The organism is Paractinoplanes toevensis (assembly GCF_018332695.1).
GTDB classification, from domain to species: domain Bacteria; phylum Actinomycetota; class Actinomycetes; order Mycobacteriales; family Micromonosporaceae; genus Actinoplanes; species Actinoplanes toevensis.
This window is the reverse complement of the sequence record NZ_BOQN01000049.1, coordinates 56,521-80,026: the sequence shown is the minus strand read 5'-3', so window position 1 is coordinate 80,026 and position 23,506 is coordinate 56,521. Positions and strand designations below refer to the sequence as shown.

At 68.1% G+C, this 23,506-nt stretch carries 21 protein-coding genes and 1 pseudogene; 11 read left to right on the top strand and 11 right to left on the bottom strand.

From position 1 onward, the window contains the following. The first annotated feature begins 26 nt into the window (after nt 1-26). Nucleotides 27-2,390 (top strand): hypothetical protein, encoded by a 2,364-nt coding sequence (locus tag Ato02nite_RS52520; RefSeq protein WP_213007541.1) that lies wholly within the window; start codon nt 27-29, stop codon nt 2,388-2,390. Between the two features lie 75 nt (nt 2,391-2,465). Here Ato02nite_RS52520 and Ato02nite_RS17175 read toward each other — a convergent pair whose 3' ends face one another. Beyond that, complete coding sequence (locus Ato02nite_RS17175) at nt 2,466-4,487, bottom strand: M4 family metallopeptidase (protein ID WP_213007707.1); 2,022 nt, start codon at nt 4,485-4,487, stop codon at nt 2,466-2,468. 292 nt (nt 4,488-4,779) lie between these two features. On the opposite strand from Ato02nite_RS17175, the gene Ato02nite_RS17170 reads away from it, so the two are divergent. After that, the gene (locus Ato02nite_RS17170; RefSeq protein WP_213007540.1) at nt 4,780-5,604 is read left to right on the top strand and encodes an LLM class flavin-dependent oxidoreductase; all 825 of its coding nucleotides are present in this window, start codon (nt 4,780-4,782) and stop codon (nt 5,602-5,604) included. Here Ato02nite_RS17170 and Ato02nite_RS17165 read toward each other — a convergent pair. Beyond that, nucleotides 5,591-6,373 carry a polysaccharide lyase family 7 protein gene (locus Ato02nite_RS17165; RefSeq protein ID WP_213007539.1) on the bottom strand — a complete coding sequence of 261 codons (783 nt, stop codon included), beginning with the start codon at nt 6,371-6,373 and terminating at the stop codon, nt 5,591-5,593. The two genes, Ato02nite_RS17170 and Ato02nite_RS17165, sit on opposite strands and share 14 nt — an antisense overlap. 213 nt (nt 6,374-6,586) lie before the next feature. Between Ato02nite_RS17165 and Ato02nite_RS17160 the strand changes: the two genes are divergently transcribed. Beyond that, on the top strand, nt 6,587-7,090 hold the full coding sequence (locus tag Ato02nite_RS17160) for a CAP domain-containing protein (protein ID WP_213007538.1): 504 nt from the start codon (nt 6,587-6,589) through the stop codon (nt 7,088-7,090). Between the two features lie 42 nt (nt 7,091-7,132). Here Ato02nite_RS17160 and Ato02nite_RS17155 read toward each other — a convergent pair whose 3' ends face one another. Together Ato02nite_RS17155 and Ato02nite_RS17150 are read right to left on the bottom strand one after the other, a co-directional pair. Next, the gene (locus tag Ato02nite_RS17155) at nt 7,133-8,539 is read right to left on the bottom strand and encodes an aminobutyraldehyde dehydrogenase (RefSeq protein WP_213007537.1); all 1,407 of its coding nucleotides are present in this window, start codon (nt 8,537-8,539) and stop codon (nt 7,133-7,135) included. Then, complete coding sequence (locus tag Ato02nite_RS17150) at nt 8,536-9,813, bottom strand: glycosyltransferase (RefSeq protein WP_213007536.1); 1,278 nt, start codon at nt 9,811-9,813, stop codon at nt 8,536-8,538. Before Ato02nite_RS17150 ends, Ato02nite_RS17155 begins: the two co-directional genes overlap by 4 nt. A 107-nt stretch (nt 9,814-9,920) precedes the next feature. On the opposite strand from Ato02nite_RS17150, the gene Ato02nite_RS17145 reads away from it, so the two are divergent. The 4 genes from Ato02nite_RS17145 (at nt 9,921) to Ato02nite_RS17130 (ending at nt 13,302) form a co-directional block, all read left to right on the top strand. Continuing rightward, nucleotides 9,921-10,532: a TetR/AcrR family transcriptional regulator gene (locus Ato02nite_RS17145; protein WP_213007535.1), complete on the top strand. Its 612-nt coding sequence runs from the start codon at nt 9,921-9,923 to the stop codon at nt 10,530-10,532. Beyond that, entirely contained in the window at nt 10,529-11,590 is a 1,062-nt protein-coding gene (locus tag Ato02nite_RS17140) for a hypothetical protein (RefSeq protein WP_213007534.1), read from the top strand. The genes Ato02nite_RS17145 and Ato02nite_RS17140 overlap by 4 nt, the downstream gene beginning before the upstream one ends. Beyond that, nucleotides 11,587-12,552, top strand: a complete 966-nt coding sequence (locus tag Ato02nite_RS17135; RefSeq protein ID WP_213007533.1) for an SIS domain-containing protein — start codon at nt 11,587-11,589, stop codon at nt 12,550-12,552. The genes Ato02nite_RS17140 and Ato02nite_RS17135 overlap by 4 nt, the downstream gene beginning before the upstream one ends. 117 nt (nt 12,553-12,669) lie before the next feature. Beyond that, entirely contained in the window at nt 12,670-13,302 is a 633-nt protein-coding gene (locus tag Ato02nite_RS17130) for an HNH endonuclease family protein (protein ID WP_213007532.1), read from the top strand. On the opposite strand, the gene Ato02nite_RS17125 is transcribed toward Ato02nite_RS17130, so the two are convergent. From Ato02nite_RS17125 to Ato02nite_RS17115, 3 genes are all read right to left on the bottom strand, one after another. Beyond that, on the bottom strand, nt 13,299-14,330 hold the full coding sequence (locus Ato02nite_RS17125; RefSeq protein ID WP_213007531.1) for a LysR family transcriptional regulator: 1,032 nt from the start codon (nt 14,328-14,330) through the stop codon (nt 13,299-13,301). The two genes, Ato02nite_RS17130 and Ato02nite_RS17125, sit on opposite strands and share 4 nt — an antisense overlap. 257 nt (nt 14,331-14,587) lie before the next feature. After that, nucleotides 14,588-14,803: a DUF397 domain-containing protein gene (locus Ato02nite_RS17120; RefSeq protein ID WP_203799026.1), complete on the bottom strand. Its 216-nt coding sequence runs from the start codon at nt 14,801-14,803 to the stop codon at nt 14,588-14,590. Nucleotides 14,804-14,843: 40 nt separating this feature from the next. After that, entirely contained in the window at nt 14,844-15,731 is an 888-nt protein-coding gene (locus tag Ato02nite_RS17115) for a helix-turn-helix domain-containing protein (RefSeq protein WP_213007530.1), read from the bottom strand. Nucleotides 15,732-15,952: 221 nt separating this feature from the next. On the opposite strand from Ato02nite_RS17115, the gene Ato02nite_RS17110 reads away from it, so the two are divergent. Genes Ato02nite_RS17110 through Ato02nite_RS17100 form a run of 3 tightly spaced genes read left to right on the top strand, consistent with a single transcriptional unit; the run spans nt 15,953 to nt 18,817 of the window. Beyond that, the gene (locus Ato02nite_RS17110) at nt 15,953-16,591 is read left to right on the top strand and encodes a GOLPH3/VPS74 family protein (RefSeq protein WP_203799000.1); all 639 of its coding nucleotides are present in this window, start codon (nt 15,953-15,955) and stop codon (nt 16,589-16,591) included. A gap of 56 nt (nt 16,592-16,647) precedes the next feature. Beyond that, a complete protein-coding gene (locus Ato02nite_RS17105; protein WP_213007529.1) occupies nt 16,648-18,189 on the top strand; it encodes an APC family permease in 1,542 nt (513 codons plus the stop codon). 16 nt (nt 18,190-18,205) lie between these two features. Further along, a complete protein-coding gene (locus Ato02nite_RS17100) occupies nt 18,206-18,817 on the top strand; it encodes a GNAT family N-acetyltransferase (protein WP_213007528.1) in 612 nt (203 codons plus the stop codon). Between the two features lie 15 nt (nt 18,818-18,832). Here the strand turns inward: Ato02nite_RS17100 and Ato02nite_RS17095 are convergent, their stop codons facing one another. Continuing rightward, a complete protein-coding gene (locus tag Ato02nite_RS17095; RefSeq protein ID WP_213007527.1) occupies nt 18,833-19,384 on the bottom strand; it encodes a GNAT family N-acetyltransferase in 552 nt (183 codons plus the stop codon). A gap of 1,086 nt (nt 19,385-20,470) precedes the next feature. On the opposite strand from Ato02nite_RS17095, the gene Ato02nite_RS17090 reads away from it, so the two are divergent. Beyond that, the gene (locus Ato02nite_RS17090; protein WP_213007526.1) at nt 20,471-21,574 is read left to right on the top strand and encodes an alpha/beta fold hydrolase; all 1,104 of its coding nucleotides are present in this window, start codon (nt 20,471-20,473) and stop codon (nt 21,572-21,574) included. A 132-nt stretch (nt 21,575-21,706) separates the two neighbouring features. Here Ato02nite_RS17090 and Ato02nite_RS17085 read toward each other — a convergent pair whose 3' ends face one another. The 3 genes and pseudogenes from Ato02nite_RS17085 to Ato02nite_RS17080 form a co-directional block, all read right to left on the bottom strand. Continuing rightward, nucleotides 21,707-22,762, bottom strand: coding sequence for a LacI family DNA-binding transcriptional regulator (locus Ato02nite_RS17085; protein ID WP_213007525.1), 1,056 nt, complete (start codon nt 22,760-22,762; stop codon nt 21,707-21,709). An 84-nt stretch (nt 22,763-22,846) separates the two neighbouring features. Beyond that, nucleotides 22,847-23,022, bottom strand: a pseudogene (locus Ato02nite_RS51635) (carbohydrate-binding module family 20 domain-containing protein). Continuing rightward, nucleotides 23,019-23,429: an alpha-amylase family protein gene (locus Ato02nite_RS17080; protein ID WP_246607151.1), complete on the bottom strand. Its 411-nt coding sequence runs from the start codon at nt 23,427-23,429 to the stop codon at nt 23,019-23,021. Before Ato02nite_RS17080 ends, Ato02nite_RS51635 begins: the two are co-directional and overlap by 4 nt. Between the last annotated feature and the right edge of the window lie 77 nt (nt 23,430-23,506).

Below are 23,506 nucleotides of genomic sequence, written 5' to 3'. Positions count from 1 at the left end.
GGACGCGGAGGCATACCGTTCGCAGCATGGTGGAACGTCTCCGCGCGGCGGAGGAAACCGCGGCGGAGCAGCAGTCCGCGCCGGCGCCGGTCCGGCCGCCGATCCAGAGCAACCGGGAGACGGCCGATCGCCTCGCCGCCGGCCCGGTGGGCCGCGACGAGCTGGCCGGCCTCGGCGGCTTGGCGGGCAACCGCGCGGTGACAAATTGGCTGGCCCCCGATCCGGGTACGCCGGTGAGCACGCCCGTCGCCCCGTCCGCCGGCCCCGTGGCACCGCAGGCGTTCGGCCCCGCCCCACCGGGCACCACCCCGGGCGGCCCGGTGCTCGCCGGCCCCACCCCGGGCGGCCCGAAGCCCGCGGGTCCCGCACCGGGTGGGCCGACCCAGAACGGGCCGAAGCCGGTCGGCCCGGGACCGAGCGGACCCACGCCGGCTGGGCCGACGACGGCTGGGCCGGGGCCGGCTCAGGGCGTACCGCAAAAGCAGCCGGCGGCGCCGCAGCCGGCCGGGACCACGACGCCGGCGGCCAAGGCGGGGGAACCGCCGCCGCCGATCGACTGGATCGAGAGCCTGCCGGCGCACGTCAAGCAGCAGATCGACAACTTCAGCGACGTGCAGGTCGCGGCGGCCGACAAGGGCAACAAGGGACTGCTCGACGCGCGGGCGCGCAACCGGATCACCTTCATGCGGACCATGCGGTGGGCGATGGGCAACGACGACACCGTGATCCAGAAGCACTTCCAGGAGATTCAGCCGATCGACGTGGGTGACGGCCAGCAGCTGTGGGCGCACGTCTCGACCCGGGAGCGGCTGCTGGCGGTGAAGATCGAGCTGGAGGCGCAGGGCGTGCCGATGCCGCGGACCACCGTGGGTCTGGGCATGCGCGGCGACCATCTGTCGCCGAAAGGCCTCAGCCGCGGCTGGTTCACGCACGCGGCCGGGTTCGCGGTGGACTGGCGGGCCACCGCGACGCCGAAGATCAAGGATCCGCGGCTGATCGCCCTGTTCGAGATGGTGACCGGCGGGCGGCCGGACATGAAGGCGAGCGTCGAGGGCGACAAACGGATCGACCTGGAGATCAAGATGGGGGCGGGCACGGCGGACGCGGCCGAGTCGAAGAAGCTGCTCGATTCGGTGGAGTCGGAGTACAAGCGGCTCGAGGAGGCGTCGAACAAGTTCAAGACCGCTCTGCCGGCGGGCACCCTGGACCGCCTGCGCGAGCTGGAGCAGGCCCGCTTCGCGGTGTCGACCGCCCAGCGCAAGCTGTCCCGGCTGCAGATGCCGAAACCGAAGGCCACCCCGGCGCAGATCGAGACCGCGACGAACGCGGTTACGGCGGCCGAGAAGCACTTCGCGGAGGTGCACGCGAAGATCGGCCCGGATCTGCCGAAGTTGTTCGAGCCGTGGACCAAGCAGATCGACGAGAAGATCGCCGTGCTCGACCAGCACTTCGCGGATGCGAACGTCGACGTCGAGATGTTGACCAGCGACTTCGGCTTCGACGAGCGGGCCACCAGGATCGCGGCGCTGCGGAAGGCCGATGCGGCCGCGGCGATCAAGGCCGGCCCGGACGTCGGCAAGCTGCGGCAGCTGCACCAGGACGCGGTGGTGGTGCAGGCCCGGATCGACGCGGCGAAGGCGGCCGGCCTGACCGATCCCGACCTCGCCAAGATCGAGGAGGCGGTCGGCGGGGTGCTGCGCGGGGTGGAACCGCTGGAGGAGGCGCTGACCGGGATCGTGCCGAAGGCGAAGTTCGACATCAAGCCGGCCAAGGTCGGGTCGGTCAAGGAGACGCTCGCCGCCCTGAAGGCCGCTGCCGACAAGCTCGGACCCCGTTTCACCGACCTGGCCAAGCGGATCGTGCCGGCCGCGGCCGTGTTCGACCAGAACGAGGCCGACGTCGTCACCACCCGGGAGGACGTGGCGGTGCGCCGGAAGTTCCGGGACGAGAAGACGGCGGCGCTGGGCAAGAAGAAGATCGACACCCTGATCGACGAGAAGTTCCAGCTGATGACGCTGAAGAGCCTCAAGGACGCGCTGCTCGACAACACCGGCGGCTTCGTCTTCGGCGCCAAGTTGGAGGTGAACGACCCGTCGCTCGACCAGCTGTTCGGGCTGATGCCGGAGAGCCGGGGCGGCTTCTTCACCCCCGACCCGGCGGGCGGGGAGAAGGAGGCGAAGGCCGGCGAGTTCAGCGGGCAGCACGGCTACGGCCTGCTGTTCATCAAGTCGATGGTGGCGCACGGCTTCGAGCCGGGGATGGCCTGGCGGGGCGGCTCCGACCCGATGCACTTCGAGCTGGCCGAGGGCCGCAAGTTCCTGACCAGCGCGGGCGGCAGCCCGGTCGAGGCGGGCGCGACGCTGCGGGCGATCGAAAGCATCATCCCGTAGCGGACCGGGGACAAAGGGGAGGGCCGACGCCGACCACCGGCGCCGGCCCTCCCACCTTTGGGGGGTGTTGAAGCCTCAGCTCACGTTGAGGGCGGTGTTGTCGACCTGGAACGAGGTGGCGAGGGAGGAGTCCTCGACGCCGCTGAACGAGATCGACACGGTCTGACCCTTGTACGCGGCCAGGTTGAAGGACTTCTGCGCCCAGGTGGCCTTGTTCAGGTTCGAGTAGGTCGCCAGGGTGGTCGAGCCCACCTTGACCGTCAGCTTGTCGTAGGCGGTCGTCGTGCTGGTCTCCGACGACGTGATCTTCAGGTAGAAGCTCAGCGTCGCGTTCGTACAGGTCGACGGGATCGTCACCGACTGGGACAGCGTGTCGGTGTGGGTGGCGCCGTAGCCGTCGAGCCAGGCGAAGTAGGTCCCGGCGTACGGGGTGTTGGTGCCCGAAGCGGTGGAGATGACGCCCGAGGTCTGCGCCCAGGTGGTGGCGCCGCTCTCGAAGCCGCTGTTACCGAGCAGCTGCGCCGAGGTGCAGGTGCCGCTGGTCGGGCCGGTCGTCGGCGGGGTCGTGGTGGGGCCCGACGTGGTCGGGGACACCGTCGGCGAGGTGGTGCTGCCGGTGCAGGTCGGGTCGGCCGTCTGCGCCGGAACGCTGACCGCGGTCCAGGCCGCCTTGACCGTGTTGAACGCGGTGCAGTCGCCCGGGTACAGACTCTTGGCCGCGGTGAGCGTCCAGGTCCGGTACTTCAGGTACGAGGACGACGAGGTCTTCAGCAGCATCGCGTTGTACATGATGGTGATGGCCTTCTGGATGCCGAGGCCGGTGATCGTGGTGCTGTTGCAGGTCGTCGACGCGGGCTGGCCGTTGCCGCTGGTGCCCTGCGCGAGCAGGTAGAACCAGTGGTTACCGGGACCGGCCGCGGCGTGCACCTCGTCGTTCGGCGTGCTGCTGGAGTAGCAGTTGTCGTCGCCGACCGCCGACGGGTTGTACATGTTGCGGATCGCGCCCGAGCCGACCAGGTTGACCTCTTCGCCGACCAGGTAGTCCGGCGGGTCGTTCGGGTTGTTGATGTACCACTCGGTGGCCGCGCCGAAGGTGTCGGCGACGAACTCCTGGGTGCCGCTGCCCGAGATACCACCGGGGGTGGTGTCGTCGATGCCGTGACCGAGCTCGTGGCCCAGCACGTCGGCCGAGGAGATCCACTGACCGGCGGTGTTCTTGCCGATCTGCACCTGGGTGCCGTCGTAGTACGCGTTCTGGTCGTTCAGGCCGACCCGGATCGGCCACGCGCCGCCGGAGCCGTTCTGGCCGTTACGGCCGAGCCAGGCCGAGAGCATCTTGGTCTGGCCCTCGCCGACGTAGAGGCCGTCGACGCAACCGGTCTCCTTGTTGGTGCCGGTGCCGTTGCCCCAGACGTTGTCCGTGCCGCTGAACGTCGTGTTGGTCGACGCGTCCTGGCACTGCATGGTGGCCTGGGTGGAGGACTTCATGGAGTACGTCGAGCCGGACAGCGTGGTGTCGATCGAGACCGAGCCGTTGATCCAGCCGGTGCCCGTGCCGGTCACGTTGGTGACGTGCTCCTTGGTGCTGAGCACGGCACCGGTCTGCGCGTCGACGTTGACCGTGAGCCGGCTGACGCCCTCGGCGCCGGTGCCGTTGACCGTGGTCTGCCAGGCCAGCTTGGCGGCCTCGCCCTCCTCGGCGACGACGACGAGCTTCGTGCCCTCCACCTTGGAGACCGTCTTGAGCTGTGCCTTGGCCGTGGCCTGGGCCGCCGTGTCAGCGATCTTCGGGGTGACGGACAGTTCGCCGATCGGGCTCGTCTGCGCGACCGAGGTGTACTTGGTCGCACCGCTCGCATCGGTCATGACGACGAGGTCGCCGCCCTCGACCTTCAGGCCCTTGTAGAAGCGGAGGTACGGGGTGTAGTTGAGGCCGTGCGAGGAGAGGACGGTCTGGCGCTGGAAGGTGTCGCTCGAGCTGGCCTGGAGGACGGCAGGCTTGCTGGCGATCAGGGCGTCGGCCTTGCTGGCGGCCAGCTTGGTGGCGGCCGCCGGGTCGATCGGCTCTGCGGTGGCCGGCCCGGCCACCGCGACCATCGCGGTTGCGGCCGCGGTACCAGCGACCAGCGCGACGATCAGGGGGGTTCGACGTTTCACGCGGGTACTCCTTTTCTGCCCGGGGGTTTGGGCAGGCTCAAGGTCCGATGGACGATAAGTCACACCGAGACGACTTGAAGTGAGACGCTAGGCATCGATGGGTATCTCCGAATCAGGGAAAACCCTTGCGCCCGCCGTGGGAGCGCTTTCCTGGCCATACTCCCTAGGTCGTACTGCGGAAGTACTCCCTGGTCGGATGACCCGCGTCGATGGACCACGAGACGATGGCGCCATGACCGAGCGTGAGTTCCGATTCGGCGTCGTCGCCGGAAAAGCGCCGTCCGGCACCGAGTGGGCCGCCACCGCGCGGCGGGCCGAGGAGCTGGGCTACGACACCCTACTGGTGCCCGACACCCTGAACACCTTCGCGCCGTTCCCGGCGCTGGCGGCGGCCGCCGCCGCGACCACCTCGCTGCGTGTAGGCACCTACGTGCTGAGCGCGCCCAACCGCACGCCGGGCCTGGTCACCTGGGAAGCGGAGACGCTGCAACAGCTCAGCGACGGCCGCTTCGAACTGGGCATCGGCGGCGGGCGGCCGGGCGCTGCCGAGGACGCCGCATCGCTGGGCGGAGATTTCGGTACGCCGGGCGAACGGCTCGACCGGGTCGCGTCGACCATCGCGGCCGTCCGGAAACTCGAGAACGCCCCGCCGGTGATGGTCGCCGCCAGCCGGCCGAGGATGCTGCGGCTCGCGGCGGCCCAGGCCGACATCGTGGCAATGGGCCTGCCGCCGCAGACCACTGAGCCGCTTCTCGCCCGTACCGTCCAGCAATTGCGCGACGCCGCGGGCGAGAGATTCGACGAGCTGGAGTTGCACCTCAATGTCGCGGCCGTGGCCGCGACCATCGACGCCATCCCGTCGGGGCTGTCCAGGATGGTCGGCGGCGACCCGCGCGACATGGCCTGGAACGGCGGGATCGCCTTCCTCGTCGGCTCGGCAGAGCGGATCGCGGATCTGCTCTGCCGGCGCCGCGAGGAGTTCGACATCTCCTACATCGGAGTGAGCGGCCTGTTCATGGAACAGTTCGCCCCGGTCATCAACATCATCCGTGGCTGACGGTGAGGCTGTAGAACTTCACCTTCGCTCCGTTGGACGTGCTGTCCGAGGAGGACTGGTTGTAGGAACCGGCCTTGAAGTACTGCTTGTACGGGTTGAACGACGACGGGATCGTGTACGACGTCTTCGACCCGTTGACCGTCAGGTTGATCTTGTTGCCGGTCACGTTGATGACGTAGGTCCACTTCACGCCGAGCGCCACGTTGCCGACCTTGTGCAGCGTCTGGCCGCCGGCCGGCGAGTTCTCGGTGCCGATGTAGATGTCGCCGTTGGGGCGGTAGTACAGCTCCAGCAGCGGCTTGGTGGACGAGCCGCCGGTGCCCAGGTGCACCTGGCCGACGCAGACGTTCTTGGTCACCGACGGGATGCGCAGCTGGGCGCTCAGCGTGTGGTTGCCGGAGAGGGACCAGTTGGCGGCCGAGCCGTCCCGGTTCATCTCGCGCAGCTCGGAGCGGGCGTAGTTGGAGTTGGGCGTGGTCACGCCCTTCTCCGGCGCCCAGAACGTCATCGAGCCGTCGTTCTTGTCGGTCCAGAAGTATGTCGGGTTGTTGTAGCCACTGGCACCCTTGAGCTTGGCCGGCGAGATCGTGTCCGGCGAGCCGGGCGAGCCGGTGGGCAGCTGCAACTGCCAGATGGCGAGGTCGAAGTTGCCACCGGGAGGAAGCGTCGGGTCGAGGGCGGCGGCGGACGCGTTGGTGATGCCGAGGACGCCGAGCGCGCCGACCACGGCGGTGGACAGGGTGACCGCGAGGAGTTTCCGTCTACGCATGGGGATACCTACCTAAACAGCCATCTCGGGGGGATTGGCAAGGTGGTTAACGGTAGGCCCGACATAGATGGCCGACTTTAAACAGACCTTAAATCGGCGGCCCGAGGTTGCGACTCGGTGAGCCGCGGGTGCGGGTTGGTTGACCCGCTTACTCGATCATGGGGTGGCCCCGATCGGAATGGCGAAGTCACCGATCGCAGAGGGAGTCACCACTTGAAGCGCTTCGCCGTCATCGCCGCCCTTGTCGCCCTGCCCGTCCTCGCGGGTGCGCCGGCCTTCGCCGCCACCGCCAAGCACGCGCCGGCGAAGAAGGTCTCGGCCTCGGCGGCGACGGAGTTCGAGAACGAGGTCGTCCGCCTCACCAACGCGCAGCGCACCTCGCGCGGCTGTGGCGCCCTGAAGATCGACAACCGGCTGGTCAAGGCGGCCCGTGGGCACTCCGCCGACATGGTGAGCGAGCGCTTCTTCAGCCACACCGGCTCGAACGGCAGCAGCTTCGTGGCTCGTGAGGTGGCGGCCGGTTATCCGAAGCGGGACGCCGCGGCCGAGAACATCGCCTGGGGCTACCGCACGCCCAAGGACGTCGTCACCGGTTGGATGAACAGCCCGGGTCACCGCGCCAACATCCTCAACTGCCGCAGCATCGCGGTCGGCGTCGGCGTCGCGTACACCAGCGGCGGCGCCCCGTACTGGACCCAGGACTTCGGCCGCAGCTGAAAGCGAAGACGGCCGGTGCTGGCGGACACCGGCCGTCCTCCGTTACGCGGGCCGGAACGAATCCCGGGCCGCGGGGGCTGCGTGCTTGATCATCAGGTGGCGGGTCACCGAGTACTCCCCGACCGCCTCCTGGCTCATGTCCTTGCCGAAACCGGACCCCTTCACCCCACCGTGCGGCGCCTCGGACGCGATCGGCAGATGATCATTGATCCAGGTGACGCCGACGTCGAGCCGGTGCGCCACCCGCAGGGCCCGCGCCACGTCCCGGGTCCAGATCGAGGACGCGAGACCGTACCGGGTGTCGTTGGCCAGGCGCACCGCCTCGTCCTCGGAGGAGAACGGCACCACCACGATGACCGGCCCGAACAGCTCGTCCTGCACGATCTCGCTGTCCTGCGCGGCGTCCAGCACGAGCGTCGGCGGGTAGTAGAAGCCCGGCCCGGACGGAACCGAACCACCCACGGCGACCCGCGCGCCGGCCGAAACCGCCCGCTCGACAAATCCGGCAACACGCTCACGGTGCGCCGCCGAGATCAACGGCCCGATGTCCGTGTCGGAGGCCCAGGGATCGCCGGGACGGATCCGCCGCAGCGAGTCTTCCAGCGCCGCCACCGCATCTTTATAGGCCGATTCTTCGACATAAACGCGCGTCGCGGCGGTGCAGTCCTGCCCGGTGTTGTAGGTAGCCCCGAGCGCCACCCCGCCCGACATTTCTGACATGTCAGCGTCGGCGAAAACGATGGCCGGAGCCTTCCCGCCCAACTCCAGGTGCACCCGCTTCAACCCGTCGACCGCACCGCGCATGACCTCGCGACCGGTGCTGGTCGACCCGGTGACGCTGACCATGTCGACGCCGTCGTCCCGTACCAGAGCGGACCCGATCGAAGCACCACCCGTCACCGCGCCGACCAGGCCGGCCGGTGCCCCGGCCTCTTCGAAAAGGCGCGCCAGCGCCAGCGTGGAACGCGGCGTCTGCGGCGCCGGCTTGATCACCACGGCGTTGCCCGCCGCGACCGCCGGTCCGATCTTCCAGACCGCCATGACCAGCGGAAAGTTCCACGGGGCGATCGAACCGACGACTCCGATCGGCCGCCGCACGAGCATCGACGTGTACCCGGCCGAGAGCACTCCGGCCCCGGTCCCGTCGAGCGATCGCGCGGCCCCGGCGAAGAACCGCAGGTTGTCGACCGCGAAGGTCAACTCCCCGTCCCGCATGACCGGCAGCGGCTTCCCGGTCTCCTCCACCTCGAGTCGGGTGATCTCCTCGGCGTCCCGTTCCACCAGGTCGGCCACGCGCAGCAGCACCCGCGCCCGCTCCCCCGGAGTGGCTTCGCGCCACTGCTCAAAGGCAACGCGAGCCCGGGCGACGGCCTTCGCCACGTCCGCGACGTCACTGTCCGGGACGTTTTCCAGCGGTACGCCGGAAGCAGGGTTCACCAGCGCGGTCATTTGCCGCCCAGCCCGATCTGCTCGATGGCGTCCGCCGCGACGCGTACGCCGTCGGCCGCCCGGATGGCCTCGGCGTCCGCCGCGAGGCGGGCCCGCAGCTCCTCGTCGCCGAGCAGCCGGTCGATGGCCGAGTGCAGTTCCTCGTCGGTGAAGCCGTAGGTGTCGAGCCGCACCCCGTAGCCGGTCTCGTCCACCCGCTGGGCATTGTCGTACTGGTCCCAGAAGAGCGGCAGCACGATCATCGGCTTGCCGAAGTGCATGGCCTCGGTGGTCGTGTTGTTGCCGCCGTGCGTGATGACCAGGTCGACCAGCGGCAGGATGCTCGTCTGCGGCAGGAACTCGGCTCCGATCATGTTGTCGGCCAGCTCGATCTCCTCGTGCAGCGGGCCCTTCGACACGATGTAGCGGTGGTCGGTCTTGGCCAGCGCCGCGACGATCCGGCGCATCAGCTCGACGTCGGCCGATCCGAGCGACCCGAGCGAGAAGTAGATCAGCCGGTGCCCGTCGGCGAAGCCGTCCGGCAGTTCGAAGGTCGAATCGGTCTCCCGCACCGACGACTCGAGCCGCTTCCAGGTCGGGCCGAGCCGCCGCGACCCGGTGTAGTCGAGCACCTTCGGGAACACGTACAGGTTGAGCTCGCCCTCGCCGATGAACTCGAGGTCGGGCAGCGCCGGCGCCCCCTGCTCGATCACCCAGTCGTTGAACTGCTCCCACATCGGCCGGTGGGTCCGGTCGTACTCGGCGAGGAAGTCGGCCCACCCGCTGTGGTCGTCGGCCGGGTAACCGGAGAACACCGGCGCGATGTTCGGCCCCTTCACCTCGAGGGGGTTGCACGACACGATCCGCACGAACGGCACGCCCGCCGTGTTCAGCGCCGGGAACGCCACCACGTTGTCCTCGACGATCACGTCCGGCTTGACCCGGGCGATGATGTCGAGCAACTGCGGCTGGCAGAACCGCGCGCCGTCGATCAGCTCCTGCCAGACCGGTTTCACCCACGTCTCCAGCTGGTCGATCGTCGGCTTGCGGAACTCCGGCGCGGTGTCCCGGATGAAGTCCTTCCAGAACTGGCCGGCGTCCTGCGGCTCGTCCGGCACCGGAGCCAGGTTGACCAGGTCCTCCTCGAAACCGAGCGCGGTCAGCTTGCCGGCCCAGGACGCCTCGGCGGCGAACACCACCCGGTGCCCGCGGCGGCGCAGCACGTCGCCGATGCCGATGCAGTTGTTCGTCGGCCCGTAGGCGCTCTCGGGCATGAACAGGACCGTCAACGACATCGAACACTCCCGGGTCGGCTTGTTGAAGGTGAATTCAACAAGCGCCCTTGCGCACAGTCAATACGCAGAGCCTATGGTTGTGCCGCGTTAACTGACGGGGGGTGCAGATGGCAACGCGGAAGACACGCACCGAGCGCCGCGCCGACCTGATCGAGGCGGCCCAGCGCGCAATGCTGCGGCACGGCCCCGACGGGGTGCTGCTCAACCAGGTCGCCGAGCAGGCCGGTCTGACCTCGGGCGCGGTGCTCTACCACTACCCCGATCTCAGCGACCTGCTGCTGGAGGCCAACCAGGCCGGGATGGAACGCTTCTACTCGGCCCGGATGCGGCGCCTGGCCGGCCTGACCGACCCGGTCGAGAAACTGGTCGTGACGATCCGCTCCGGCCTGCCGGTCGACGCCGACGACGCGGACGTGCGCCTGCTGTGCGAGCTGGGCGGCCTGGCCGGGCGCAACCGGGTCTACGCCGCGCTGCTCACCTCGCTCTTCGACCGCCAGGTGTCGATGTACCAGACCATCCTGGAAACCGGCTCGGCGCAGGGCGCCTTCGCCCTCACCGCCGATTCGCTCACCCTCGGGCGCAACCTGGTCGCCCTGGAGGACGCGTACGGGTACCGCATAGTCGCCCGCCACCCGACGCTGCACACCGACGAAGCAGCCGAGCTGATCCTCTCCTACGCTCGTCAGGTGACCGGCAGTTCCCTGCGGGTCGCCGCGTGACGATCGCTCCCGGCGCGTCGGCCGACCTGGTCCACGCGATCGTCACCGGCCGCGCGCCCAGCGGCTTCGACCTGCGGGTCTACCTCCCGCTCGGCCCGGTCGCCGGCGACGAGCGCCCGATCACCGTCGACCAGACGAACGTCTCGGTGGTGGTCGGCGAGGCCGTCGTGGTCAAGTGGATGCGCGAGCCGCAGCCCGCCGCCCGCGCCCCGCGCCTGCTGGCCCACCTGGCCGCCGCCGGTTTCACCCGGATGCCACCACCGCACGCCGCCCTGTTCCGCGACGACGCACTGATCGCCCTGGTGACCGGCTTCCTCCCGGAGGCCGAGGACGGCTGGGACTGGTGCACGAACGCCCTGCTGTCCTGGCTGGACGGCGGCCCAGCGGCCGACTTCGCCCCCGCCCTGGGCATCCTGGCCGCCGACCTGCACGCCGCCCTGGCCACCGGGCCGGGCAGTCCCGCGCTGCTCAACGGCGTACACCCGAAGTCCCCGGAGGCGCCGCGAAGCGCGACCGCCCCGCCGAGCGCTCTCGCCGAAGCGCTGGCCTGCGTGGGTGATGACGCCGAAGGCGTCTGGCTGCGCTCCGTCGCGCCGCGCATCGCCGCTGACATTTCCGTTTCATCGAGCTATGACTCCCCGGCGCCGGCCATCGAGCTGCACGGCGACCTGCATGTCGGGCAGGTCCTGCGGTGGCGCGGCGGCTACGCGGTCACCGATTTCGACGGAAATCCGACCGTCGAGCCGCGGCCCGAGCCGGTCGTCCGCGATCTCGCCCAGCTGCGCACCAGCGTCCTGCACGTCGCCGAGATCGCGAACCGCCGCACCGAGGGCCGCCACCGCGAAACCCTGCTGACCTGGGGCCGCGCGGCAGCGGACGACCTGCTCACCGCCTACCGGGCCGGCCTCGCGGCGCACGGCTGCGCCCACCTGCTCGATGAGACGCCGCTGCGCCCGCTCGAGATCGAGCAGGAGTGCCGCGAGCTGATCTACGCAGCCCGCTTCCTCCCTCGGTGGCGCTACGCGCCGATGGGCGTCCTCCGATCCTGGTACGGGTGATCACATTGGATCCGGCACTGTTCAAAGCCGACCTGGAGGCCAAGCCGGCCGCCCTGCGCGCGCTGGCCGACCGCCTGGCCACGGATGATCCGTGGGCCTTCCTCGAACCGACCCGGCGCGTGATCTTCCTGGGTATGGGCAGCTCCCGCTACGCGGCCCAGGTCGCGGCCCGGCGCCTGCGCGCGGCCGGCCTGGACGCCACCGCCGAGTACGCGTCGACCGAGGGCGGCTTCCGCTACGCCGGCGACGACACCCTGGTGGTGGCGATCTCCGCGACCGGCACGAGCCGCGAGACCCTGGACGCCGTGGCCGACGTGCCGCGTTTCGTGGCCCTGACGAACGACCCGTCCTCAACACTGGCCGAGCAGGCGACCGCCATCGTGGACATATCCGCCGGCACAGAGGCCGGCGGGGTGGCCTGCCGCTCGTTCCAGCACACCCTGGCCCTGCTGGACGCCCTGGTCGAACGTCTGACCGCCGGACCGTCCGCCGAAGCGCTGGTCCGGCGGGCGGCCGAGGCCACCGAGGACCTGCTCGACCGCCGCGACACCTGGCTCCCCCGCTGCGACGAGGCCCTGCGCGGCGGCGCCGGCATCTACCCGATGGCCCCGGTCGAACGAATCTCCTCGGCCCTCCAATCGGCGCTGATGTTCCGCGAGGGTCCGCGGGTCGCCGCCGACGGTTGCGAGACCGGCGACTGGTCCCACGTAGACGTATATCTGACAAAGACGCTGAACTATCGAGCGCTGCTGTTCCCCGGTTCCCGCTATGACGATCAGGCCCTCGAATGGCTCCACCAGCGCGGTTCCACGATCGTGTCGGTGGGCGGCGAGGTGCCGGGTGCGGCATGCGCGGTCCGCTTCCGTCACGACGACGATTCCCGGGTACGCCTGCTGACCGAAACCCTGGTCGCCGAGTCGGTCGCCGCCGAGTGGTGGATCACCCCATCGGTGATCAACTGAAACACACTCGTTCCATAGTCGTTTGTGAATATACTTTTTGGCATTAGCTGGTGATCGTCTTCGACCCCGAGACTCCTGGACAACAGCCGCTCTTCGCGACTACCCGGAGGCCCCCCGTTGAAGACACTCCTTCGCTCGGCCCTCGCCACCGCCCTGCTGGCCACCCTTCTCCAGTTCGGCTTCGGCACCCCGGCGTACGCCACCGCACCCGGCGTTCCCACCACCTCAGCCGCCAAGACCCAGCTCGCCGGGCTGACAGTGGCCGCATCGACGCACACCACCACCTACGACCGTGACCTGTTCCCGACCTGGGACACGATCTCCGGCACCTGCAACACCCGGGAGACCGTGCTCAAGCGGGACGGCACCAGCGTCGTGGTCAGCTCGGCCTGCGCCGCCACCTCGGGCAAGTGGTACAGCCCGTACGACGGCGCGACCTGGACGGCCGCGTCCGACGTCGACATCGATCACATGGTGCCGCTGAAGAACGCCTGGATCTCCGGCGCCTGGGCCTGGACCACCGCGAAGCGCGAGTCCTTCGCGAACGACCTCACCAACCCGCAGCTGTGGGCGGTCACCGACAACGTGAACCAGTCCAAGAGCGACCAGTCGCCGGACTCCTGGAAGCCGCCGCTGAGCAGTTACTACTGCACCTACAGCAAGGCGTGGGTCCGAGTGAAGTACGTCTGGGCGCTGACCATCACCAGCGCCGAGAAGTCAGCCCTGACCACCATGCTGGCCACCTGCTAAGCAATTTTCGGGTCGCTCCGGCCGGACAGGCCGGGGCGACCGGGCAGGCCCGGACCGCGGAAGAGCGAAACCGATTTTTGTACGCCGAGCTCCGGGTGCATGGCCAGCCAGCGCGAATATCGCGGCCGCGCCCGGAGGATCTCCAGGTAGGTCTCCACGGCGTACCCGTAGAGCTCGGCCACCTGGCCCGCCGCCGGGGTCTCCGGATCCCATCCGATCAGATGACGCCAGCGCAACGGCACCCCGGCGAGCGGAACCGCGACGGCACCCTCGACCGAACGCACCGTGCCCTGACCGAGAGCCACCGCGTCGCCCGCCGCGACCAGGTCGAACGCGCTGCTGACAGCGATCTCGGTCGGCGTGTTCGGTGCGAAGCCCTCGCGGGCGCAGGCGGCCGCGAAACACTCGTAGAAGCAACCGTCGCCGGGCGCGCCGACCCACTGCTCATCGGCCAGCTCGCTGAGCGCGATCTCGTCCCGGCCGGCCAGCGGGTGCCGTTCGTTGATCAGCACCCAGACCGCGTCGACGGAGACGATCTGCCAGTTGAGGCCGGGCGGCAGGATCGCGGGCGGGCTCGCACACGCACCGACCACGGCGTAGTCGAGTCGCCCCTCGAGCACCGACTGGGCGATTTCGTTTCCCGACGACGTGGAGCGAATCGAGACCGGGCCGCCGGGATGGGCGTTGTTGAGCCGCCGGACCAGGCCGGCCACGATCGGTCCGTTGGTGGCGCCGACCCGGTAGCGAGCCGTCTCACCGGCGGTGATCAGCTCACTGGCCTCGTCGTGCAGGCCGGTCACGGCCGGGATGAGCACCCGAGCGCGGGCCAGCACGAGGTCGCCGAGCGGCGTGGGCAGGACGCCCCGCCGATCACGGGTGAACAGCGCACCGCCGAGGATCCGCTCGATGCGCTGAAGCTGGGTGGTCAGGGCCGGCTGAGCGAGGCCCAGCGCCGCCGCGGCCTTGGTGACACTGCCCGCTTCGGCTATGGCCAGCACCATTCGAAGATGGCGTAACTCCAGCTCCACATCTGGAAACCTAGAGTCGCCCGAGCTTCACGGAAAGGCTTTTCACGTTAATTTCGGCCATCTGAGTGTGTCAATTTGAACACGCAGCGGCCGCCGAGTGGTCCGACCTCGGCAAATGCACCCGGCGAATACGGGAGGTATCGGCGCTGCAACGCCCCGTGAGGGGCGCTGCAGCAACCCCGCTAGTCCCACATCGAGGAAAGTTGACTTTGCGTAAGCACTTCCCATCGGTGCGTGGCTATCGGTAGGCTCTCAAGTCAGGAAACGATGTCGAACTCGCCGTCCTTGGCCGAGTCCACGAAGGCGATCCACTCCGCCTGCGTGAACACGAGAGCCGGTCCAGACCGGTCCTTGCTGTCCCGGACGGCAACGCCGGCGTCGAGGATTGCGACCTCGACGCAGTTGTTGCCGCCACTGCCGTTGCTGCGGCTGCCCTTCTTCCAGACAGCACCGTTGAGATGGTGCGTGAGCAACTCAGGCACCCCCCTTCACATATGCGGTTGTCTCGGAGCCCTACGCGACCAGCAGGCTCTCGATCATCTTGATTGTCTGGCGATGGTCGAGCGCCTTTGCGCTCAATCGCTCGAACTCTTTTCGGTAACGGGCAACCTCGGCCGGTTGCTCTTCGTAAGAGTCTCCCGCAAGACCTTCAAGATAGACAACATCCAGATGGGTGGTTTCCGGCCTGGATATCCCATGGTTCATCTGCGCGTCTACCCCACGGAACTCCAATAGCGCTACCGGTCCACCGAGGAACGCGTGCTCACCCGAACCGAACGGCAGGATCTGCAACATCACATTCGGTAATTGAGCCATTTCTATAAGGTGTCGAAGCTGTTCCGACATCACTTCGGAACCGCCGATCACGTGGCGTACCACCGATTCGTCGATGACCGCGGTGAGTTCCAGCGGGCGGCGTTCGGTCAGCCGGCCCTGGCGGGTCATCCGCAGCGCCACCCGACGGTCGATCTCGTGCGGCGGGTCGAACGAGCGCCCGGTGCGCATCAGCGCCCGGATGTACTGCTCGGTCTGCAGCAAGCCCGGCACGATGGTCGGTTCCCAGGTACGCATCGAGGAGGCGCCGGCCTCCAGGCCGACGAAGTTGCCAGGCCGGATGACGTCGCGGTAGTCACTCCACCAGGTGCGCTCGCGAGACATGCGGGCCAGCTCGATGAGCGCCTCGCGGTAGGCGTCGTCGCGCACGTGGTAGAGATCGAGCAGATCGCGCACGTCGCGCGCGGTGACCGCCACCCGTGCGGTCTCGATCCGCGTGACCTTGGCAGCGTGCCACTCGAAATGACGCGAGACATTCTCCTGCGTCAATCCCGCAGCCTCGCGACACCGTTTCAACTCCGCGCCCAGTCGCCGCCGTCGCAGCGTGGGACCTTCGTCAACGGACACCTGGACTCCCCTTGGCCTTCAGGTTTCCTCAGGTAGCCGATCCTACTGACCGGCCTGGTCATGATCCAAGATGGACTGAAGCCCTGAACAAGAAGTCTAGTACTTCTTGTATTGACCTTGATGTTGGGTACATGATGCGGCAGACATCGAGTATTGACTTCCTGTACCGACAGTGAGCACTCAAAACTTGGGTCTACTTGGGTTCTAAGGGGCGTGGCAGCGTGTTGGCAGACCAGTACTTCCTGATCGCACACCAGGACCGCACCGGACGGTCCCGACTCCACCCGCGCGCGACCGGCCTGGGGCTCGCCGCGGCGCTGCTGGGGGAGCTCATCCTCGAGGGACGCATCGGGATCGCCGAGGGCGACCTCATCATCCTCGATCGGCACCCCCCGGCCGACGCGTTGGCGCACGACATTCTCGACCTGCTCATCGCCCAACCGCAACACCGTGACGTCCGCACCTGGCTCGCGTTCCTCTCGCAGGACGCCGAGGTCCGGGTGGGCGAGCGGCTGGTGCGGCTGGGAGCGGTCGACCTGGTCACCCGCCGGCGCATGCTCTCCACCGAAACCGTCTACCTGCCGAACACCGCCGAACAGCGCAACGCCGCCGCGTGGGCTCCCGCGCGCCTGGCCAACCTGCTGGTCCGGGGCATCGAGCTGAGCCTGACCGACCGAGTGCTGGTCGGCCTGGTGGCCGCGACCGGGCTCACCCGGCACGTCCTCTACGACTTCGAGATGCACCGGCAGGCGTTCCAGTCGCTGCCGAACGCCGTGAGCGCACTCTCCGGCGATCTGCGCGACCTCATCGAATTCACCGAAGCCTCCGTGGGCTCGGTGCTGACCGTCGGCCGGCGGTGAGTGCCATCGGGCGGCACCATCTCCGGCGCAACAACACAGACCAATGGGCCGGGAGGATGTTGATGCTGCAGAAGGAACCCGCTGAGCCGGACATCGTGACGAGGGCGCTGGCCAAGAACAGGCTCGGCGTCCCGTCCGTGGTGTTCTTCGGTGTGGCGGGTGCCGCGCCGTTGACCGTGATCATCGGGGCGATCGCCACCATCTACGCGATCATCGGCAGCACTGCCGTGCCGGTCGCCTACGTCGCGGTGGCCGGGATTCTCTCCCTGTTCACGGTCGGCTTCGTCGCCATGAGTCGGCACATCGTCAACTCCGGCGCCTTCTACTCCTACATCAGCCACGGGCTGGGCCGCACGATCGGTGTCGGCGCCGCGTTCGTGGCCCTCCCGGCCTACTCGCTGATGCAGATCGGCCTCTTCGGCCTGTTCGGCTCGGCCGCCTCGGGCATCCTCGCCTCGTTCGGCGTCGGCGCCCCGTGGTACGTGTGCGCCATCGCCGCCTGGCTGGTGGTCACCGTGCTCGGCCTGCTCTGGGTCGACCTGAGCGGCAAGGTGCTGGCCGTCCTGCTGGTCGCGGAGATCGCCGTCGTCCTGCTCTACGACGTCGTGATGATCGCGAACCCGGCCGGCGGGCACGTCGACTTCACCCCGTTCAACCCGGCGCCGCTGCTCACCCCGGTCGTCGGATCACTGCTGGTGCTGGCCGTCGCCGGCTTCGTCGGCTTCGAGGCCACGGTTGTCCTCTCCGAGGAGACGAAGGACCCGAAGCGCACGATCGGCCGGGCCACCCACATCGCGGTGCTGCTGGCCGGCGCCCTGTGCGCGATCTCCGCCTGGGCCATGGCCGTCTCGACCGGCCCGGCCAACATCGCCGGTGCCGCCGCCGAGCACCAGACCGACCTGGTCTTCTTCCTGGTCGGCAAGCACCTGCCGGTGGCCTTCGTCAACCTGGGCTACCTCCTCTTCCTCACCAGCGTGTTCGCGGCACTGCTCGCGTTCCACGCCGCGGTGGCCCGCTACCAGTTCGCCCTCGGCCGCGAAGGTGTGCTGCCGGCCGTGTGGGGTCGCACCCACCCGCGCACCGGCGCCCCGGTGGCCGGGTCGATCACCCAGAGCGTGCTGGGCATCCTGGTCCTGAGCGCGTACGCGGTGTCCGGCCTCGAACCGGTGCGGTACGTGTTCGCCTGGCTCACCACGATCGGCGGCCTCGGCGTACTGATCCTGATGTGGGCCACGTCGGCCGCGGTGATCGGCTTCTTCGCCCGCGGCCGCCGGACGGAGAACGTGTGGCGTGCGTACATCGCGCCGTTCTCCTCCTTCCTTCTTCTCTCCGTCGCACTGACCGCCACGGTGATCGGCTTCGGCGAGCTGCTTCAGGTCGACGGCGACTCGATCTTCCAGTGGATCATTCCGGTGCTCTACCTGGCGGTCGCCGCGGTCGGCTTCATCTGGGCCGGGATCATGCGGGCCGCCCGTCCGGAGGTCTACGCCCAGATCGGCCGCGGCGCCGACGGCCGGGTGAGCGTCCTGTCCGACATCCAGTGGCCGGCCAAGCAACTGCACGGCGACCCGGTGGGCGCCCGTGGTTACCCCTATTGACAAGGAGACGCCTGCGATGACGCACGCCGTCCACGATCTGGTGATCCGCAGCGTCGCGACCGTCGATGCCACCGAACTCACCGATCTCGTCGCCGCTGCCATGCACGACGGGCCGGTCGCCCGGTGGCTGCAACCCGACGACGGCGTGCGCCACAAGGGAAGTCCCGACTACTTCGCGATCTTCATCGAGCACACCCTGCGGTACGGGGAGATCTACGCGACAAAGGACGACACCGGCCGGTTGACCGGTGCCGCCCTCTGGTTCCCACTCACCTCCGAGCTGCCGTCTCCGGTCGACTACGACCGCCGGCTCAAGGAGATCGCCGGCGAGGCACACGACCGCATGTGCCTTCTGGACGCGGCGATGGAGGCTGAGCACCCCACCGAACCGCACCACTACCTTGCATTTCTCGCCGTCCGGCCCGATCGGCAGAACCTCGGGCTGGGCAGCACGCTTCTGCGCCGGCACCATCGCCGGCTCGACGCGGCCGGGTTGCCCGCCTATCTCGAGGCGAACGACCCGCGTAACCGCGACCTGTACCTGCGACACGGATATCAGGTCCGGTCCGTGATCGACCTACCCGACGGGCCACCGCTCTGGACGATGTGGAGGCCGCCTTTGGACTGAGGCCGACCAGATCCGCTATGCGGCCGACGGGAACTCGTAGAGCCAGAAGGACTGCTGGTCGATCCGGCTGAACCGCATGTTGTCGGTCACCCGGCTGATCATGAGCCGGAAGATCCGGGACATGTGGCGGACATCGTCGTTGTAGCTGCAGATGTCCAGCCCGACCAGGCCGTTCTGGGTTGCTGCGACCAGGTACATCTGCTCGACCAGCTGCGCGAACGCCTCGCGCCCCTGGTGCTCCGGGCTTACTGCCACGAAGCCGATGTACCAAATCTTGCGGCTGGCGTAGTGTTCAGGCCAATGGCGCTCGAAGTACTGAGGAGCGATCAACGGCACTGCGTCGAGGTCGTTGGTGTAGGTGGCGACCCCGCACAGGTGGCCCTCGTCAGTGAGAGCAAGATACTTGCTGACGCGGCTGTCGCGCATGACCTCGTCGAACTCCGACGGGAACATCATGTGCCGCTGCACCGCGAGCGTGTTCAGTTCGTCGAACGCGTCTTGGTAGAGGCGCCATGCAGCGCTGTGCAGATCTTCATCCACGATCTGGTCGACGACTTTGATAAGCATGTTCTGCTCCCCCGCGGGACGCGGCCCGCTTGCTCGCACTCACACCGATCAATGATCTAGTGCTCAACAGAGTACGAACAGTGACGCCGCCAACACAATGCGTGTTCGCCGATTGAATGTGCCAATCGCCGCGCGGAGCCTCCACTGCGCCCGAATCCGTGCAAGTTGCGGGCCGGCGGCCAATTACCGCCGACACCCCCCAATGCCTCACCGCGACGATTCCGGGCCGCCCCGAAGAGATCAATAAGTGGTGATCATTTGACCGACAGATCTTCCGGCAAAGATCTTGAACGCAACCGCCGCCGGCCGCTTCCACAGCGGCCGGCGGTGCTATTTACCTGGAACTTCTCCTTGCCGAAGAGCAAGTGACGACGGCCGCCGTGAGTGAGTTCCGGCCCGCCCGACGATCACCCGGCGGGCCGCCGGCACCGCGCCGTCCTAACCCGACGATCATCCTTCGCGACCCCCGTCACCACCTGCGCAAAGGTGCACTCGACGGCGCCTCCGGAGGTTAGCGCCAAGCGCAAAAGTTCGCGTTTCGCCCCGCCGGAACGTCCGCTGACACCCCAAACGGCCCGCGGATACGCAACGTCATCTCGATCGGGGTCACCGGCGGTCGATCGGAATGCATCGTCACCCCCTAGCGGATCGCCCTCAGTGGACACCGGGCAGGATCTGAGCAGGTAGCAGGCTGTGTCCGGCTATGTGAGCGGCCCTGTGGGGTACTTATCCGAATCGGTCACGTCGGTCGAAGGTGAGAAAGGCCTGACGATCACGCCGAGTAGGGCTTCCCTCGATCGACGAACGATCTTCGGCGAGCGGCCAGGTAGCCCACAGCCTGCGGAATCGCCGGCCCACGGCGTACCCATCACGGGCCTTGATCTTGAATTTGGGACGGCTCGAATATCTCGGAATGAATCGGAATATCCGGGTGCCGCGTTTCTTTTTTCGGTCTACCTCTGGATCAGTACTCGGAGACCAGTACCAGAAGGACTACGCATCTGCGTACTTCAAGTGCGGTTGGTAATCGCCATACGCTTTGGCCCGGCTCAGATCATCAACCCTACTCACGGGAATGGAACACGCGTGAAAACAAGCCCGCGCTTACTACTGGTCGTTATCTTGGCCGTTTGCGGCATCGCCGTCGCACCAGCCGGACCGGCCTCGGCCGCCTCCCTGCCCGGGATGGTGCTCAGCTCGGCGACGGCGACGCTGCCCCCCGAACTGACGCCGGTGGCGACCGGCAAGCGCATCCAATACGTCACCACCGACCTCAACGGCGCGCTGATCGTGGCCACCGGCCTGATCCTCACGCCCAAGAGCAACAAGAAGAACCGCACCGTCGCATGGGCCCACGGCACCACCGGCCTCGCCGACCAGTGCGCGCCCTCCACCAGCCAGGCCGTGTTCTGGCCCGAAGCCCGCGTCGCCGTCGCCGCCCTGCTCGAAAAGGGCTGGACCGTCGCCGCGACCGACTACCCCGGACTCGGCACCACCCAGTCCCACCCCTACCTGATCGGCGGCAGCGAAGCCCGCTCGGTCATCGACAGCGTCAAAGCCGCCCGCAACCTGGACTCCGCGCTCTCCACCCAGTACGTCATCGACGGCCACTCGCAGGGCGGCCAGGCCGCGCTGTTCGCCAGCCAGATCGCCCCGTCCTACGACGGCAACCTGGTGCTGCGCGGCACCGCCACGATCGCGCCGGTCTCCAACGTGGACGCCCTGGCACCGATCATCCCGGGCACGCCGGGACAGGGGTACCTGGTGATGGGCCTGTACGGACTCGCCGCGGTCGACCCGACGTTCAACCCGAACACGGTGCTGGCGGCACAGGCCAAGACGAAGACGTCGACCCTCACGACGGGGTGTCTCAACGAGATCCTGGCGTCGTACCAGGACCTGACGGCCTCGCAGCTTCTGGTCGGCGGGGCGTTGCCTGCTTCGGTGGTCACGAAGCTGGCGCACTACGATAATCCCGCTCAAACCTCGCCTACCGCTCCGATCCTGATCGTCCAGGGGTCGGACGATGAGGCCGTGCCGCAGTTCATCACCCATGATCTGTTGCTGCCTCAGTTGCAGGCTTACTCTCAGCCGGTTTCTTATGTTGAGTTGGCTGGGGCTTCTCATGACTCGGCTGTGGTTCTCTCGGCTGGGACGGTTGTTACCTGGATTGCCGCTCGCTTTAGTTGATCTTTTGGGCCGTGCCGCGCTTACGGTGGGACGGCTGGGGGCCGGGAGTGGCCATGCAGGGCATAGATGCTTTACCGCCCAGCATGGTCACTCCCGGCCCCCAACCGTCCCAGCGCAAGGAAAATGGAAGCCTCAAGCCGCAGGGATATGGGCCTGCTTGGAGATCCGCCGAGCAGGAGCAGCCGCAGTAGACCCCCGAACCACAAGCTCAGCCGGAAACACATACTCCGACCGAGGAGCGGCATGCCCATGGATCTCATCGACGAGAGCACGAACAGCAGCGTTACCCATGGCCGCGACCGGCTGGCGGAGCGTGGTCAGCGGCGGGTCGGTGAACGCGATCAGCGGGGAGTCGTCGAAGCCGACCACGGACAGGTCGCGGGGCACATGCAGGCCACGGCGATGGGCGGCCCGGATCGCGCCCAGGGCCATCAGGTCGGAACCGCACACCAGCGCCGTCACGTCCCGGTCCAGGAGTTGGCCCGCCGCCACCTCGCCGCCCTCCACGCCGAACAGGGTCAGTGCCACCAGTTCGTCGGGGGGACGGCGGTCGTAGGACGGGACGTGGCGGCTCATCGCGCTGTGGTAGCCGTCGAGCTTTCGCTGCACCGCGGTGAAGCGGCCGGGACCGGAGACGAAACCGATGCGCTCGTGGCCCAGGGCGGCCAGGTGGGAGACCGCCGACTCGGCTGCCTGCTTGTCGTCGCAGGAGATGAACGGGGCCGAGATGCCGTCGGCGTAGCCGTTGACGAACACTATCGGCAGGGGGCGGTCGATCAGGCGCTGGTAGCGGTCGTGGTCGGCGGTGGTGTCGGCGTGCAGGCCGGCCACGAAGACGATGCCGCTGACCTGACGGTCGAGGAGCATTTCCAGGTATTCGTCTTCGGTCACGCCGCCCGGGGTCTGGGTGCAGAGGACGGGTGTGAAGCCGGTTTGGGCCAGGGCCGATTCGACGATCTGGGCGAAGGCCGGGAAGATCGGGTTCTCCAGTTCGGGGACGATCAGGCCGACCAGGCCCGCGCTGCGCTTGTGCAGGCGTTCGGGGCGTTCGTAGCCGAGGACATCGAGGGCGGTCAGGACTGCCTGGCGGGTGTCGGCCGAGACGCCGGGACGGTCGTTGAGGACGCGCGACACCGTCGCCTCGCTGACGCCCGCCTGTCGGGCGATATCCGAGAGACGTGCACGCATGCGGTCACAATAACCCTTCGTTAATTTTGGTGCGTCGACCACGCCGGTCGTGGCCGGATGGCCCACGACCGGCGTGTCTGCCGGTTACTTCCAGGTGTCGGCGGTGCTGTAGGTGGCCGCCGTTCCGGCGGCGTATGTCCGGTTGCTCCCGGACTCCCAGGTGACGGTCCCGGACGCGTCCTTCTTGATGTACTTGTATTCGAGCCGGTGCTCTTCGGTACGCCGACCGCACGGCTCCAGGTGGTGCCGGCGGCGGTCAGCGGGATGGCGGCCGCGGGGGCCCAGCTGCCGAGGGCCGGGACGTTACCGACGACGTAGCGGTGAAGTCGGAGACCGTGGTGACGGCGGCGGTGGCGTTGTGCCAGCCGACCATGCCTTTTACTCCAGTGGACTGGGTGATGCACTGCCAGGCGCCGTTGGTGCAGTTGGTGTCGGTGACGAAACCGCCGGCGTCGGCGGGCGGGGACTGGCCGGTGTTAGCGGTCGGGAAGACGAAGCCGTCGTAGACCAACGGCTGACCGTACGGGTAGGCCAGCAGGAAGTAGTTGGCCAGCGTGTACCTGCTGCCGCCAAGGAACCGCAGTGTGGTTGCGTCGCGCTTGAGGTCGTGGACGGTGAACGCGACCAGGTCGCTCGCCGCAAGAACGGCACGGCGGCTATACGTCAATCAGTTTCTGAAATATCTTGCAAAACCTGTATGGCGGATGTGAATATCACCAGCTCAAGCGCCTTGGAAGGGCCTTG